Genomic DNA, 13,925 nt, shown 5'->3' on the forward strand with positions numbered 1-13,925 from the left:
TTTCGGCAACGCATCCGCACTCGCTTCATGCACGGAATGAAATATGAAGAGGAAATGGGGGCACACCGGGGCATTTCAAGCCCCGGTTTTGACGGAAAGTCAGTCTTCCAGGAGGAAGTGGGCGCGTGCAGTGGCAATCGGCTCAGAACGGGATTTCTGCCAGGCGGTGATCATTACGTTAGCCACTCGGTTGCCCTGACGGGTCAGGCGACACTCGGCGAAGGTTTCGCGGTTCAGGCCGGCGCGCAGGTAATCCAGGGAAAAATCCACGATGCGGGGCATGCGCAGGCTGTCCTGGGACATCATCAGGTAGATGGCGGCGGACATTTCCATGAAACCGCCGATCACACCACCATGGATAGCCGGTAGGATCGGGCTACCCAGGTTTTCTTCCTTTTTCGGCAAACGGAAAATCAGGTCGTCGCCGAAACGGTCGCACTCCAGGCCGATGAATCCGGCGTAGGGAACGCTTTCCAACAGGCGGGAAAAGTCGCCGCTTTCGCGGGTGTAACGGAGGATCTCAGGGTCGGTCATACATCACCTCCGGTAATCAGATCACGGAAACTTTTGGGCGAGGCTTCCTTGCCGATGCGCATGAAGGTGCCGACACAGTTGGCGATAGTCTCGCCGCCTTCCTGGTAGGCCTCACAACGGGTAAAGATGATGTTGCGGGTGATCTTGTAGGTTTCCGCGCGGGCATACACTGGCTTGTGAGGTTCTGCCGGGCGCATGTAGTCCACCCGCAGGTCCAGTGTCGGGCACAGCTCAAAATCCGTAAGGGCGCAGATGATCACCGAACCGGAGGTGGTGTCCATCAGCGTGGTGATGGCGCCGCCGTGGATCACACCGGTGTCCGGATTACCTATGATACGGTCGCTGTATGGCAGGCACATGGTCAGTACGCCATCCCCGGCTTCTTCAACAGTCAAACCCAGTTCCCGGGCCTGGTTCAGGGTTTCAATGAACCGGCGAACCCGGTTCAGTCGGATGTCATTAGTCATTTCAGTATCGCCAGATCGGTTAACTGCTGGATTTCGGAACGGCATCGGTTTTAGCCGCGGGCTCTTCAAATACTTTTCCGCCGCGCAGGGCATGCAAGGCGTTGGAACGGAATTCCCGGCGGTACAGAACGACAACAACCAGGGTAGAGCCCGCGATAAACGCCACCGGGTGGATAAACCACGCCACCACCGCCATGGCGTAGTAATAGGATCTCAATCCAAGGTTGAACGCATCGCCCGCCAGGTTGCATACCCGTGCTGCGCTCTGGGCAAAGGCTTCTCGCGCTGCCGGGCTGATTTTGGTGTCCTCCGGTAATGGTGCGCCCCCGATGAGCACAGCCACAAAGTTGTACATGCGCATGGACCAGGTGAACTTGAAGAATGCATAGATAAACACCACCAGCAAAACCACCATCCGCAACTCCCAGATCGCACGGCTGGGCAGGTTGCCAAACGGTAGGGTACTGAACACCTCCATCACTTCCTGAGTGTAGCCCAGTGCGGTGATAATACCCGCCAGGATCAGCAGGCAACTGGACGCGAAGAAAGCGCCGTTACGCTCCAGGTTGCCCACGACCGACGCATCCGGAATGCGGTTCTCCCGGCGCAGCATCCCCCGCATCCAATCCTCCCGGTACAGGTCCAGGGTATTGGACAGGCACGGTCGGTCATTGGCTTTACGGCGGGAATACTCGGTGTAGCCAATCCAGCACACCAGAAACCAGGCCAAAGCAATCAGTTCCAGATAATCAACCATGGAGGTCCCATTTGCGGAATCAGAAAAAGGAAGGTTAACAAGGGCCTTATCATACACTTCGCGAGAGGGTCTCTCCAGATGACACGGGCACGATGGCTATAACCGCTAATCACCGGATGTGGTATAAACTGACCCTAAGCACCCGGGATTATACTCACCCCGGATCAAGGACTGATAACAGGAGTTTACCGTGACGAACCGGCCGTTCTTTCGCTGCCTGCCCCTGATCGCCCTGCTCTTTGCCATGGCCGGATGTTCCGTGAATCCGGTGACCGGGGAAAAGCAGTTATCGCTGATTCCTGAAAGCCAGGAACTTTCCATCGGCGCCGAGCAATACACACCGACCCAGCAAACCCAGGGTGGCCAGTTCTATCTGGATCCGGACCTGACGGTTTACGTGAATGAAGTGGGCCAAAAGCTGGCCAAAGTCAGTGACCGACCCGACCTGCCCTACGAGTTCGTGGTGCTGAACAGCAGCGTCCCCAATGCCTGGGCCCTGCCAGGTGGCAAGATAGCCATCAACCGCGGGCTGTTGACCGAACTGGAGGATGAGGCCCAGATGGCCTCCGTGCTCGGCCATGAGATTGTCCACGCTGCCGCACGTCACAGTGTACAGCGCATGCAACAAGGCATGTTGATCAGTGCCGGCGTGGCGGGGCTGGGTTTTGCGCTGTCGGATAATGAATGGGCCGGCCTGGTCATGGGGGGTGCTGCTCTCGGTGCCCAGATGATTCAGGCCCAGTACAGCCAGGGTGATGAGCTGGAGTCCGACCGCTACGGTATCGAGTACATGGTCGAGGCCGGTTACGATCCCCAGGCCGCCGTGGAGCTTCAGGAACTGTTTGTGAAGCTGTCGGAAGGTCGCCAGTCGAGCTTTATTGACGGTCTGTTCGCCAGCCACCCTCCTTCACAGAAACGGGTTGAGGAGAACCGCAAACTGGTTCAGCAGTACGGTGCCGGTGGTTACCGTGGCAAGGATGTGTACGACAGGAAACTGGCCAAGGCCAGAAAGCTCAAACCCGCATACGAGGCCCACGACGCTGCCCTGAAGCTGGCCAGCGAAGGGGACATGGACGCCGCCCTGGGTAAAATCAATGAGGCTATCCGTATTGAACCGGACGAGGCCATGTTCTACACACTCAGGGGCCGCATTTACGAGGAGCAGGATAGCATGGCGAAAGCCGAGGCCGACTTCGAAAAGGCTGTGTCACTGTACCCCGAGATGTTCAGTTACCGCCTCTATAACGGTCTCAATGCCCTTGACCGGAACAAGCTCGACAAAGCCCGGGACAACCTCACCAAAGCCAACGAGGTGGTTCCGACCTCCATCGCCTTCCTTCGCCTGGGTGATGTGGCGGTGAAACAGAACCGTCGCGATGATGCGATCAGGTACTACAGCACGGCGGCGGAAGCCGGTGGCGAAGTGGCCGAAGAGGCCAAAAGGAAGCTTGCCAGCCTGACCCAGTAACCGCTGACCATCACTTTCGCAAAGGCCCGGACAATGCCCGGGCCTTTCTATATCTGGACGCGCGATTCCCTACCCCCTGTTCCCTACTCCTACCCCGCGTTTTGCCCTGTTGACGGACAAAGCCTGTCACTGACCGCATTGACTTTTAGAGCAAAAACTCTAAAAATCAGATTACACCAACAACAATCGGACGATTGCCATGTTAGCGAAACGTATCCAACCGATGGTTTTCCAGGCGCGACGACTTTATGTGGAGCTGATGTTCCAGGTGATGGGCCGGGCACTGCAGGCGGTAAGCGAAGTGGATGCCCAGGTCCAGCAGGAAGCCTCTGCCCTTCCGGACGGTTTTTTGTTTGAGATGATGGTGATGCCGAACGGCTCCAGCCTCATCGTTGAGCATACCGGTTGCGGCCGCTTCCACTACCACGGCAGCAGCGCCCCGCGGCCGGTGGATCTGTCAATCCAGTTCAAGCACATAGCCCACGCGTTCATGGTGCTGTCGTTTCAGGAAAAGACCTCCGTGGCCTTCGCCAACGACAGGATGCTGGTGGATGGTGACATCAGCTACGCGATCCGCATGACCCGGGTATTGAACCGGCTGGAAGCCTTCATTCTGCCGAAGCTGGTCGCGAAACGGGCGGTCAAGGAATACCCCGCCAACCTGCACCTGCCGGAAAAGCTGATCAGTGCCGCACGGATCTACCTTAAAGTCGCAACCAATTTTGTCGAAACGGTGAGAACATAATGACCAACAAATACTATGAGTTCTTTTGCCCGGTTAAGGTGATCGCCGGTAAGGCCGCGCTGGAGCATATCCCTTACGAACTGACCGGGATGGCGGCAAAGCGCCCGATGATTGTGACTGACAAAGGCGTGCGCGCCGCCGGCCTGCTGGACCCGGTTATCTCTGCCTGCGAGGAAAGCGGACTGGAAATCGTCAGCATTTACGACGACGTTCCGCCGGACTCGTCCACCGGCGTGGTGCGTGACATTGCTGGCGTTTACCGTTCCGAGAAGTGTGACTCCATCATCGCCGTAGGCGGCGGTTCCGCCATCGATACCGCCAAGGCCGTTAACATCCTGGTGTCCGAGGGTGGTGATGACATTGCCGCGTACGCCGGCGCCGGCGTGCTCAAGCATCCGCTCAAGCCGTTCTTTGTGGTGCCAACCACTGCCGGTACCGGCTCCGAGGTGACTGCGGTGGCGGTGATTGCCGACACCGAAAAGCACGTAAAACTGCCGTTCACATCCTCGTTCCTGTTGCCGAACGCGGCGATCATCGATCCCCGCATGACCCTGACTCTGCCGCCTCACATCACCGCGGCGACCGGGATGGACGCAATGACCCACGCGATCGAAGCCTTCACCTGCATGGCGAAGAACCCGCTCAGTGATGCCTACGCCACGGCAGCGATCAAGAAGATCAGCGCCTCTCTGCTATCGGTGATGGAAAACCCGAAAGACACTGATGGCCGGCTGGAGCTGGCCCAGGCTTCCACTATGGCCGGGATTGCGTTCTCCAACTCCATGGTGGGTCTGGTGCACGCCCTGGGCCACGCGACTGGCGCCATCTGCCAGCTGCCCCACGGCCTATGTATGAGCCTGTACCTGCCTTACGTGCTGGAGTACAACATCGAAGCCATCCGCGAGCCGCTGGGTGAACTGCTGCTGTATCTGGACGGCCCGGACGTGTACGCAGCCACCCCGGCAGCCCGCCGGGCCGAGGCCAGCATTTCCGCCATTCGACGCCTGCGGGATGCTCTGTACAAGCACTGCCAGCTGCCACGTACCCTGAAAGAGGCTGGCAAAGTAGTCGAGGAACAGCTCGACCAGATCGCCGAACTGGCGCTGGACGATGGCGCCATCATGTTCAACCCGAAAGAAGTGTCCCTGGAGGACGCTCGCGAAGTTCTGCGACGCGCCTGGGCATAATCCGGAAAGTGCATTGGTACAGTCCGCCCTACGGGCTGTACCAATGCAGGCTGATTGCCAGCGTTTCAAAACATGCCAATCAAATCATTGAAAAGGTCTTACAAAAAAGTAACAATTGCCCAAAAGCTGGCAAGGATGTGCCGGGTAAGTTCTCGTTTCCGACATCAGGGCCTTCCTTCTTATGCCAAACCGAACATCCAGCTTCCCCGCTGTACTCCCTCTGTTCTCACTCCTGCTGCTGATTTCTACCTTTATGATGACAGGCATCGCGTCAGCAACCACCAGTGAAACTGAAGACGACAGTAAAACTTTCAGATTCAATGTTTCTCCCAATGGATACCCTCCGTACCTGATCCTGGACGGGCGCCAACCCTCTGGCATCATGTGGGATGTAGTCAGCCTGATTGCTCAACGTATCGGGTATGAAGTCATCCCGGAAATGATTCCCCGCAAACGAGTGGACAAGATGCTGTTGCGGGGGTATATCGATGGCACGCCACGGGCGATCGAATGGACGGACAATCCGGATAAGTTCCTGTTTACCGATCCCATTGTGGCGATTGAGGAAGTCTTTTTTATTCCCACGGATTCCGACCTGCAGTACCGGACGCCTGAAGATCTCTTCTCGAAAACCGTGGTCACTCACCTGGGCTATGTCTACCCTGTGCTGGAACCCCATATCGAGTCCGGCGCGATCAAGCGCTTTGACGTATCCCGCGACCGGGACATGTTCACCTTCGTGCTCCACGGAGAACACTTTGACGCGGTCGTGGCTGACCGGCTGGTTGGTCAGTGGATCCTTCTCAATGAAGGATGGCAGAAGGATTTCCGGACCTCCGCCGAGAGCATCAGCAATTACGGATTCCGCCTGATGCTCCGCAAGGATTGGGGGGAGTTTGCCAAACGATTCAATGTCGAGCTCGCCAACATGCGCGCGAATGGCGAACTCGAAGAGATCCTGTCACGCTACCGCTGAGCGCCGGATTACTCCAGGCGCCTCAGCAACAGCATCGGAGACACACTCAGCACCGGCCTCAGTTGCCAGCGTCCGAACAGCGCAAGAACCACCGCACTGAATAGCGGAATGGGCAATACCACCGCCCAGTGCCACTGGAACTGACCTTCAAACATGCGGAACTGCAGGGCCCAGACAGCAGCTTCCGCAGCCGCGACACCCAACACACCGGCAAACAGTCCCAGCAACGCGAATTCCAACATGGTACTGCGGACCAGCAGGGACTGACGTCCGCCGAGGGTCCGCAACAGCGCCCCTTCCCTTTGCCGATCCCGCAGTGTCGCGCTGACCACCGCAGCCATCACCACCAGCGCCGCCGCCAGGATCAGCGCCAGAATGGCTTCGATGGCCTGGGTCACCTGCCGGACAATATCCTGTATCCGCTCTATGATGTGATCAATCTCTAGCACCGAGACCGTCGGGTACTGGCGTGAAAACTCGTTGAGAGCGTTTTTATTGCCCCGAGACAGGTAGAAGCTGGTAATCCAGGTGGCCGGCATTTCCTCCAGGCCGCCCCCCGGTGGAAAGGCCATGTAGAAATTGGGCTTCATGCTGTCCCATTGCACCGTGCGGATACTGGTGACAGGTTCAGTCACTTTCTCTGAGCCGATGGTAAAGGTCAGCTCGTCACCGATTTTCAGCCCCAGCTTTTCCGCCAGCTCCGCCTCAACGGACACCCCGGAGGTCTGACCCGGTGTAAACCAGGTACCATCGATAATTTCATTATCCGCCGGCAGGGATTCCATCCAGGTCAGGTTCAGTTCCCGGTTCAGCGCGCCCACCCGTTCGTCTTTGGTGACCGCTTCCTTGACCGGTTCTCCGTTCAGCTCGGTGAACCGGCCACGCACCATCGGGTACATCTCATCCAGCGGCTGACCGCGTTCCTGCCAGAACGCGTCGATGTCCTCAACCACATCCGGGGCAATGTTGATCAGGAAATGGTTGGGGGTATGTTCCGGCAGCTGTGCCTGCCAGTCCTCCAGCAGAGAGGTTCGGACCAGGATCAGTGTTGCCGCCAGCATCAGCGTCATGGCGAATACCGCAATCTGGGACAGGCTGGCTCTCCGGTGGCGGTAGAGGCCAACCAGGGCCAGACGCCAGGCATTACCGCCACCACTGATTTTGCGAAGGCTCAACACCATCAGCCATCCGAGCAGCGCCAGGGTACCCAGTAACAGCATCAGCCCACCCAGCAATGCCAGAACCAGGGACACTTCGCCAGCGTACATCCACACCAGTCCGAAGATGGCCGCCAGGGCAATAGCAAGATCCGGTAGCGCTTCCCGCCCGGATTCCCCGGGCTGGGAACGCAGTACCCGCATGGCCGGCACATTGCGCAAACGGCGGATGGGCGGGTAGGCAAAGGCAAACAGCGACACCAGGGCTGTCAACAGAGACGGCGCCAGTGCGGCGGGGTCGAGCTGGTAATCCACCGGCCGCTCCAGCGCATCGCTGAGCAATCTGGACAGCAGCCAGTACAACGGCAAGGCAATCACCAGGCCGCCAACCGCGCCGGCGACGCCCCAGAGCCCCAGGCGTTGCAAATACAGTTTGCCGATACCATGACTGCTGACCCCCAGGGTTTTCAGCAGTGCCACGGTATCCCGCTGTGACAGCGCATACTGACGGCTGGCAACGGCCACCGCGACGGCGGCCAGCATGACCGCCAGGCTGCCGCCCAGCAGCAGGAAGCGCTCAGCCCGCTCCAGGGAACGGGAGAAGGTTTCGCCGTCTCGCACGCCTTCCCATTCATGGCTGGGTTCCAGTTGCGGTTGCAGCCAGCGGTAATAGCCTTCCAGTGCCGCTTCCTCGCCGGCGAACAGGTAAACGTATTCCACCCGGCTGCCTTCCTGGATTACACCGGTGTCCGTTACGTCGTCAGCATGCATCATCACCCGCGGCGCCAGGGCCGACAGGCGGAAGCCGCCATCGGGTTCGCGCACCAGCAGGCCGGATATTTCCAGCTCCAGATTACCCACTTCCAGGGTGTCGCCCACGTTGGTGTCCAATAGCCGGAGCAGCCGCGGGTTAATCCAGACCTCACCTGGGCCCGGGCCCGACGACACCAGTTGCCGGGGTTCATCCGGCCCCTGCTGATATTCGACCTGGCCACGCAACGGATACTCATTGCTGACCGCCTTGATGGATACCAGTTGGAAATTGTCCGCCCCGAACACCATGGTGGAAAATTCCACCATTTGCCCGGTTTCCAGCTGGCGGCTCTGGGCTTCCGTCAGCCAGCCCTCAGGAATCGGACGACCATTCTCGGCTTCCAGTTGCCGGTCCGCTGCCAGAAACGAACTGGCCGAGGACACCAGCGTGCGTTGCAGCTGGCTGGCGAACAGCGCAATCGTGGCGACCGTAGCAACCGCAATCATCAGGGCCGCCAGCACAACGCGCACGTCACGCTCGCGCCAGTCACGGCGTATGGACATCAGTTTACGGGAAGCCGCCATCAGATTACCGGCTCCTCGGTTGTACGGGTGTCTGGTTCGGTGAGAATGCCTGCTTCGATACTGAACTGGCGACCACAGCGAACAGCCAGATGCTCATCGTGGGTCACCATGACCAGCGTGGTGCCCTGCTCCCGGTTCAATGCCATCAACAGGTCCGACACCGCCTGCCCGGTACGGTTATCCAGGTTGCCCGTGGGCTCATCCGCAAACAGCACCACCGGATCCGACGCAAAGGCCCGGGCAATGGCAACCCGCTGCTGTTCACCGCCGGACAACTGACGCGGGGTATGGCTGAGACGCTCGCCCAGCCCTACGCGCTCCAGTAACTCCCGGGCTTTTTTCTGCGGGGCATCATGCCCCCCCAGCTCCAGGGGCAGCATCACGTTTTCCAGCGCCGTCAGCGCTGGTAGCAGCTGGAACGACTGAAACACGAACCCCACTCTGTGGGCCCGTAGCCTGGCACGCTCGTCCTCGGACAGTTTGCTGATCACCGCCCCGTCCAGTTCCACGGTGCCTTCCGTGGGCGTATCCAGCCCCGCCAGCAAACCCAGCAACGTGGTCTTGCCCGATCCGGACCGCCCGACAATCGCTACGGATTCACCACGATTGATTTCCAGACTGACCCCCTGCAAGATCGTCAACGTATCAGTCTCCAGACTGACGCGGTGGGTCAGGTCACTGACTTTCAACATGGGTGGCTTGCGGCCCCCTGGGTTATGTTCGGTCTGGTCGCTCACGGAGTCTCCAACGATTTTGGGTCTTTAACAGGTTGTCTATGGATACGGTATTTTTACGTCTGAGATCAATAGTTTTCCTCGCTTTTCTTTGCGCCTTTACCCAGGTTCAGGCCAATCAGGACGAGGCTCCGAACACCTTGCTGATTGTCGGGGACAGCCTGAGCGCCGCCTATGGCGTGCAATCCGACGAAGCCTGGGTGGCGCTGTTACGGGCCCGGCTGGATGCCGAAGGCCTGGAAAACTGGCGCGTCGTCAATGCCAGCATCAGCGGGGAAACTACCGATGGCGGCTTGCGCCGGCTGCCGGGATTGCTCGACAAGAACGAGCCGGAAGTGGTGGTGATCGAGCTCGGCGGCAACGATGGCCTGCGGGGATTCCCGCCGGGTGTGATCGAGAAAAACCTGGCAAAAATGATTGAACAGGTACGCGAAGCCGGCGCCCATCCGCTGCTTGTGGGCATGCAGATTCCCCCCAACTATGGCGAACGCTATACCCGCGCCTTCGCCGGTATTTTCCCGAAACTGGCGGAACAGTATGACACCGGGCTGGTCGAATTCTTTCTCGAAGGCATCTACAACCAGGACGGCATGATGCAGAGTGACGGCATTCATCCCACCGCCGAGGCGCAAAGCCTGTTGTTGGCCAACATCTGGCCGAAACTGGCGCCACTGCTGAAATAAGCCAGCGTGCCGGGCCCACCCGGCACCGTCATCCGTTTCGGACTAACCCACCACCGACTGGATATGGGCCACGGCGCGGCGCTCGGACCAGTAATAACCGTCCCGGGCGTGTTCAACAAAACCGACGTGGCCACCCCAGCGTGGCGCTTCCACGCGAACATGCTGCCCTAGCAGGTCCCTTGATTCCGGGAAACACCGGAGCGACAGGAACGGATCATCAGCCGCGTTCACCATCAGCGAAGGCACACGGATATCCTTCAGTTTGCCAAGGGCGGAACAGCTGGCCCAATAATCAGCGGCATCCCGAAAGCCATGTAATGGCGCGGTGTAACGGTTATCAAATTCGTGAAAGCTGCGAATGTTCTCGAAGCCGGTTACATCTATCAGGTCCGGGAAGCGCCGGGCCTTCTCCTGCATTTTTACGTGCAGATCCCTCAGGAATCGCTGCATGTAAATTTTCCGGCTGGGTTTGGCCAGTTCATCCGCGCTACCTGCCAGGTCACAGGGCACGGAATAGGCAACCGCACCGCAAATGCGGCTGTCCACCCTTTCCGACTGCTGACCGAGGTACAGCAGGGTGAGGTTACCGCCCATACTGAAACCGGAAAGGAATATTGTCCTGTAGTCTCGTGACAACCCGTGGCGCACCACGCGGTCCAGGTCTTCCGTTGCACCGCTGTGGTAGAAGCGGGGCTGCAGGTTCATCACGCCACCACAGGAGCGGAAGTTCCAGGCCAGAACATCCCATCCCGCCGTTAAAAGCGCCCGGGTCAGCCCGAGAATGTAGGGTCTGCGGCTATGACCCTCAAGCCCATGGGACAGGATCGCCAGCCGGTTACTGCCCTGGCGGTACCAGTCCAGGTGCAGTTCGTCGTTATCACTGGTGGTGAGTACCTCTGTCTCCGGCTCGGCCATGGCCACCTTGCGGAACAGCGTTGGCCACACCGATTGCAGGTGACCGTTGCGAAGCCACGGTGGCGGCCGATAACGGAACGCCTGTTTGCCAATATCCGGCGGCACCGGATGGGGAGCAGACTGATAGTACAAATTTTAACCTTTTAATTCAGAGGGTTGACCCCAACGAATAAAGCCCTTATTATTCGCGCCACTTAGCTGTTCCCCGATAGCTCAGTTGGTAGAGCAACGGACTGTTAATCCGTTTGTCGCTGGTTCGAGCCCAGCTCGGGGAGCCACTTATTCCGAAATGCCGCTGTTTCCAACGAAACAGCGGCATTTTTCGTTCCGGGCTTCAGATAACCTGAGGCCGCTGCATGAAATCCTGCAATACACGATACAGAGTATAGCCGTCCTCGGTGCCGGCCACCTCACGAATCGAGTGCATACCCAACTGGGGCACGCCGATATCCAGCGTGGTCACCCCAAGGATCCCGGCTGTCAGCGGCCCGATGGTGCTGCCACAACCCATATCGCTGCGTACCACAAACGTCTGGTGGGGCAAGCCCAGCTCGTCACTGATGTGACGATACACCCCGGCGGATCGGCTGTTGCTGGCATAACGCTGGTTGTGGTTCACCTTGATCACCGGCCCCTGGTTGATCAGCGGGCCGTGGTTCTCGTCGTGGCGATCCATGTAGTTGGGGTGAATGCCGTGGGCATTGTCAGCCGAGATCATCATCGAGCGGGCAATAGCGCGGGATCTTCCGTCGCCGCACCAGCGATCAAGAACCGTAGACAGGAACGGCCCCTGAGCGCCCTCTGCCGACATGCTGCCCACCTCTTCGTGGTCGTTACACACCAGCAGCGCGGGTTCGTCGCCGGAGGTGTCCAGCAACGCCTGCAGACCGATGTAGCAGCTCAGCAGGTTATCCAGCCGCGCCGAGGCGATAAACTCGTCCCGCAGCCCCACGAATGACGCACCACGGGCATCGTAGAAACTCAGCTCATAACCAAGAACCTTGCGGACGCTGATGCCGGATTCATCAGCAATCTGGCGCTCCAGCAGCGAGGCAAACGTGGTGGTGTCGGAATCCGGCACCTGCATCATCACCGGTGGCAGGTCCGTTTGCGCATTAATGCTCCGGTTGCTGTTGGCTTCACGATCCAGGTGGATGGCAAGGCTGGGAATAAACGCCACCGGCTTGCGGAAATTCACCAGGACATCCTGTACCGCGCTGCTCTCATCCAGAACGGTGACGCGGCCGGCCAGTGACAGGTCACGGTCAAACCACGGGTTCAGCAACACACCGCCATAAACCTCGACACCCAGTTGGAAGAACCCTTTACGACGCAGTTCCGGGTTCGGCTTCACCTTCAGACAGGGGCTGTCCGTGTGAGCGCCGACCATGCGAATGCCCTTCTCTACAACATCACCCTGCCCGGTCCGGAACGCCACAATCGATGAACCATTACGAATCGCATAATAGCCCCGGCCCTTCTCCAGCGACCACTCGTCTTTCTCATCCAGCTCGGTAAAACCGGCCTCGTCGAGACGGGCCTTCATGGTGGCTACCGCGTGCCAGGGGGTTGGGGAGGAATCGAGAAAATTCAGCAAACCGTGATTAAACTGCGCGTGTTCCATGATGCTCCTGATTAACTGATAATACCGGCAACAGTATGGCATGAAGCCAATAACCGTCATACTGGTGTCCTTGAACTAAATGGCACCAGATGAAACCCGGAGTTTACCTTGCCGCTACCACGATTTCTCGACATCGAATACTGCCAGACCGACGACACCGTATTTCCGACCGCCATATCCTGGTCACTGGAAGATGGGCGCCTGAAAACCGTCGTCATCGCCCCGGAAGACAGCTGGATTCCCGAAGACGGCGACCTGGGCGACATCGATCTGCTCTACCTCGAGGAACAGGGCGTGCCCATCATCGAATTGGCGCGGGAACTTCACCAGGACCTGCCGGACCAGACCGTATTCACCGACGGCATGGACCCGGATGAAGTCCTGGTGGACCTCATATTTACCGCCGTCGCCATGGAACCCCCGTTCGAACTCGCCCCCATCACCGAGCTGATCACCACCCTCGACACCGACAGCCTCGAAGACCGCCGGCGCCAGTTACTGTTTGACGAAGGGCTGGAACCTACTCTCGCCGAGAACGGTGTGTATGTCCTGCTCCTGATGGCCCGGGAAGAAGGCTTGCTGGAAGACTAAGCGAATGATCACGGGCTGCCTGAGGGAAGTGTGACGCGGGTCGACGTAACAAACCGTTACAGAAGGCAGAATCTGCCCGTACCCGCAATCGTCAGGAAAGCCCATAACAATGAACAAGGTGTTGCGACATACCCTGCCGGCAGCCCTGCTGCCCATTGCCCTGGTTGGCGCCGACCTCGTCACGGCCGCTGAGAAAGCCCGTGAAGACATGCACTACGTCGGCCTGTACGCCACCGCCCTGCACCATCGCAGCATTGGCGAGATCAGCAACGATTCCGCCTGGGGCCAGGTCGGCACACTGGTCGTCGGCGGCCACATCACCGACCTGTTCCACGCTGAGGTGCGCGCCGGCGGTGGCTACAAAGACGCCAAAACCGGCGACCTGACCCTTTCCATCGACTACTTCGCGAGCTGGTACCTCGGGCTGCACTACCCTGTCACCAGCTACGCCAACGTCTACGCCCAGGCTGGCTTCTCCCACATCAGCGGCGACGCGGAACTGGCCAACTTCGGTGCGGACGAGAACCGCCAGTTCCGGGATCTGGAGGGAGACTTCCCCGACAGCAGTTTCAGCATCAGCTGGCTGGCCGGGGTGGATTTCGAAGTGATCGACAATGGTTATCTGGTGTTCGAAGGTGGCCGGCTGTTCAAGGACACCGGTTCGGATATCAATACGTTCCAATTCTCCGGAGGCGTTCGATACGAGTTCTAGTAGGTGCCCGAGAGTTTCGCAGAGGCCGGGTGTGGCC

Annotated in this window: 14 protein-coding genes and 1 tRNA gene; 8 read left to right on the forward strand and 7 right to left on the reverse strand. The window is 58.9% G+C overall.

The window, feature by feature from the left end; all coding sequences use genetic code 11:
* Window positions 1-99: 99 nt before the first annotated feature.
* From ACJO5Y_RS04805 to ACJO5Y_RS04815, 3 genes are read right to left on the reverse strand one after another with little or no spacing between them, the layout of a single operon-like run.
* Complete coding sequence (locus tag ACJO5Y_RS04805) at window positions 100-534, reverse strand: PaaI family thioesterase (RefSeq protein WP_406985292.1); 435 nt, start codon at window positions 532-534, stop codon at window positions 100-102.
* Window positions 531-1,001, reverse strand: a complete 471-nt coding sequence (locus ACJO5Y_RS04810) for a PaaI family thioesterase (protein ID WP_406985293.1) — start codon at window positions 999-1,001, stop codon at window positions 531-533. Before ACJO5Y_RS04810 ends, ACJO5Y_RS04805 begins: the two co-directional genes overlap by 4 nt.
* A 19-nt stretch (window positions 1,002-1,020) precedes the next feature.
* Complete coding sequence (locus ACJO5Y_RS04815; protein WP_406985294.1) at window positions 1,021-1,758, reverse strand: DUF599 domain-containing protein; 738 nt, start codon at window positions 1,756-1,758, stop codon at window positions 1,021-1,023.
* Window positions 1,759-2,002: 244 nt separating this feature from the next.
* Here ACJO5Y_RS04815 and ACJO5Y_RS04820 point away from each other — a divergent pair, with 244 nt between their 5' ends.
* The 4 genes from ACJO5Y_RS04820 (at window position 2,003) to ACJO5Y_RS04835 (ending at window position 6,134) form a co-directional block, all read left to right on the forward strand.
* On the forward strand, window positions 2,003-3,226 hold the full coding sequence (locus ACJO5Y_RS04820) for a M48 family metalloprotease (protein ID WP_406985334.1): 1,224 nt from the start codon (window positions 2,003-2,005) through the stop codon (window positions 3,224-3,226).
* Between the two features lie 199 nt (window positions 3,227-3,425).
* Entirely contained in the window at window positions 3,426-3,971 is a 546-nt protein-coding gene (locus tag ACJO5Y_RS04825; RefSeq protein WP_406985295.1) for a hypothetical protein, read from the forward strand.
* The gene (locus ACJO5Y_RS04830; protein ID WP_406985296.1) at window positions 3,971-5,158 is read left to right on the forward strand and encodes an iron-containing alcohol dehydrogenase; all 1,188 of its coding nucleotides are present in this window, start codon (window positions 3,971-3,973) and stop codon (window positions 5,156-5,158) included. The genes ACJO5Y_RS04825 and ACJO5Y_RS04830 overlap by 1 nt, the downstream gene beginning before the upstream one ends.
* Before the next feature lie 253 nt (window positions 5,159-5,411).
* The gene (locus tag ACJO5Y_RS04835; protein ID WP_406985297.1) at window positions 5,412-6,134 is read left to right on the forward strand and encodes a substrate-binding periplasmic protein; all 723 of its coding nucleotides are present in this window, start codon (window positions 5,412-5,414) and stop codon (window positions 6,132-6,134) included.
* Window positions 6,135-6,142: 8 nt separating this feature from the next.
* Here the strand turns inward: ACJO5Y_RS04835 and ACJO5Y_RS04840 are convergent, their stop codons facing one another.
* Both ACJO5Y_RS04840 and ACJO5Y_RS04845 read right to left on the reverse strand, forming a co-directional pair.
* Complete coding sequence (locus ACJO5Y_RS04840) at window positions 6,143-8,629, reverse strand: ABC transporter permease (protein WP_406985298.1); 2,487 nt, start codon at window positions 8,627-8,629, stop codon at window positions 6,143-6,145.
* Entirely contained in the window at window positions 8,629-9,321 is a 693-nt protein-coding gene (locus ACJO5Y_RS04845) for an ABC transporter ATP-binding protein (protein ID WP_406985335.1), read from the reverse strand. The genes ACJO5Y_RS04840 and ACJO5Y_RS04845 overlap by 1 nt, the downstream gene beginning before the upstream one ends.
* An 83-nt stretch (window positions 9,322-9,404) precedes the next feature.
* Between ACJO5Y_RS04845 and ACJO5Y_RS04850 the strand changes: the two genes are divergently transcribed.
* Window positions 9,405-10,046 (forward strand): arylesterase, encoded by a 642-nt coding sequence (locus tag ACJO5Y_RS04850; protein ID WP_406985299.1) that lies wholly within the window; start codon window positions 9,405-9,407, stop codon window positions 10,044-10,046.
* A 42-nt stretch (window positions 10,047-10,088) separates the two neighbouring features.
* Here the strand turns inward: ACJO5Y_RS04850 and ACJO5Y_RS04855 are convergent, their stop codons facing one another.
* Window positions 10,089-11,093 (reverse strand): YheT family hydrolase, encoded by a 1,005-nt coding sequence (locus ACJO5Y_RS04855; protein WP_406985300.1) that lies wholly within the window; start codon window positions 11,091-11,093, stop codon window positions 10,089-10,091.
* A gap of 70 nt (window positions 11,094-11,163) precedes the next feature.
* Between ACJO5Y_RS04855 and ACJO5Y_RS04860 the strand changes: the two genes are divergently transcribed.
* Window positions 11,164-11,239, forward strand: a tRNA-Asn gene (locus ACJO5Y_RS04860).
* A 56-nt stretch (window positions 11,240-11,295) separates the two neighbouring features.
* On the opposite strand, the gene ACJO5Y_RS04865 is transcribed toward ACJO5Y_RS04860, so the two are convergent.
* The gene (locus ACJO5Y_RS04865) at window positions 11,296-12,585 is read right to left on the reverse strand and encodes a M18 family aminopeptidase (protein WP_406985301.1); all 1,290 of its coding nucleotides are present in this window, start codon (window positions 12,583-12,585) and stop codon (window positions 11,296-11,298) included.
* A gap of 108 nt (window positions 12,586-12,693) precedes the next feature.
* On the opposite strand from ACJO5Y_RS04865, the gene ACJO5Y_RS04870 reads away from it, so the two are divergent.
* Both ACJO5Y_RS04870 and ACJO5Y_RS04875 read left to right on the forward strand, forming a co-directional pair.
* On the forward strand, window positions 12,694-13,176 hold the full coding sequence (locus ACJO5Y_RS04870; protein WP_406985302.1) for a hypothetical protein: 483 nt from the start codon (window positions 12,694-12,696) through the stop codon (window positions 13,174-13,176).
* Between the two features lie 109 nt (window positions 13,177-13,285).
* Window positions 13,286-13,888: an outer membrane beta-barrel protein gene (locus ACJO5Y_RS04875; protein ID WP_406985303.1), complete on the forward strand. Its 603-nt coding sequence runs from the start codon at window positions 13,286-13,288 to the stop codon at window positions 13,886-13,888.
* The last annotated feature ends 37 nt before the right edge of the window (window positions 13,889-13,925 follow it).

Origin of the sequence: Marinobacter alkalisoli (genome assembly GCF_045449855.1) — a bacterium.
Lineage (GTDB): Bacteria > Pseudomonadota > Gammaproteobacteria > Pseudomonadales > Oleiphilaceae > Marinobacter.

What these genes read in the sequence shown, in the direction of transcription:
- ACJO5Y_RS04805 (WP_406985292.1), bottom strand. Translation starts at nt 534, where the DNA reads ATGACCGACCCTGAGATCCTCCGTTACACCCGCGAAAGCGGCGACTTT.
- ACJO5Y_RS04865 (WP_406985301.1), bottom strand. Translation starts at nt 12,585, where the DNA reads ATGGAACACGCGCAGTTTAATCACGGTTTGCTGAATTTTCTCGATTCC.
- ACJO5Y_RS04815 (WP_406985294.1), bottom strand. Translation starts at nt 1,758, where the DNA reads ATGGTTGATTATCTGGAACTGATTGCTTTGGCCTGGTTTCTGGTGTGC.
- ACJO5Y_RS04810 (WP_406985293.1), bottom strand. Translation starts at nt 1,001, where the DNA reads ATGACTAATGACATCCGACTGAACCGGGTTCGCCGGTTCATTGAAACC.
- ACJO5Y_RS04875 (WP_406985303.1), top strand. Translation starts at nt 13,286, where the DNA reads ATGAACAAGGTGTTGCGACATACCCTGCCGGCAGCCCTGCTGCCCATT.
- ACJO5Y_RS04825 (WP_406985295.1), top strand. Translation starts at nt 3,426, where the DNA reads ATGTTAGCGAAACGTATCCAACCGATGGTTTTCCAGGCGCGACGACTT.
- ACJO5Y_RS04820 (WP_406985334.1), top strand. Translation starts at nt 2,003, where the DNA reads ATGGCCGGATGTTCCGTGAATCCGGTGACCGGGGAAAAGCAGTTATCG.
- ACJO5Y_RS04845 (WP_406985335.1), bottom strand. Translation starts at nt 9,321, where the DNA reads ATGTTGAAAGTCAGTGACCTGACCCACCGCGTCAGTCTGGAGACTGAT.
- ACJO5Y_RS04830 (WP_406985296.1), top strand. Translation starts at nt 3,971, where the DNA reads ATGACCAACAAATACTATGAGTTCTTTTGCCCGGTTAAGGTGATCGCC.
- ACJO5Y_RS04840 (WP_406985298.1), bottom strand. Translation starts at nt 8,629, where the DNA reads ATGGCGGCTTCCCGTAAACTGATGTCCATACGCCGTGACTGGCGCGAG.
- ACJO5Y_RS04850 (WP_406985299.1), top strand. Translation starts at nt 9,405, where the DNA reads ATGGATACGGTATTTTTACGTCTGAGATCAATAGTTTTCCTCGCTTTT.
- ACJO5Y_RS04835 (WP_406985297.1), top strand. Translation starts at nt 5,412, where the DNA reads ATGATGACAGGCATCGCGTCAGCAACCACCAGTGAAACTGAAGACGAC.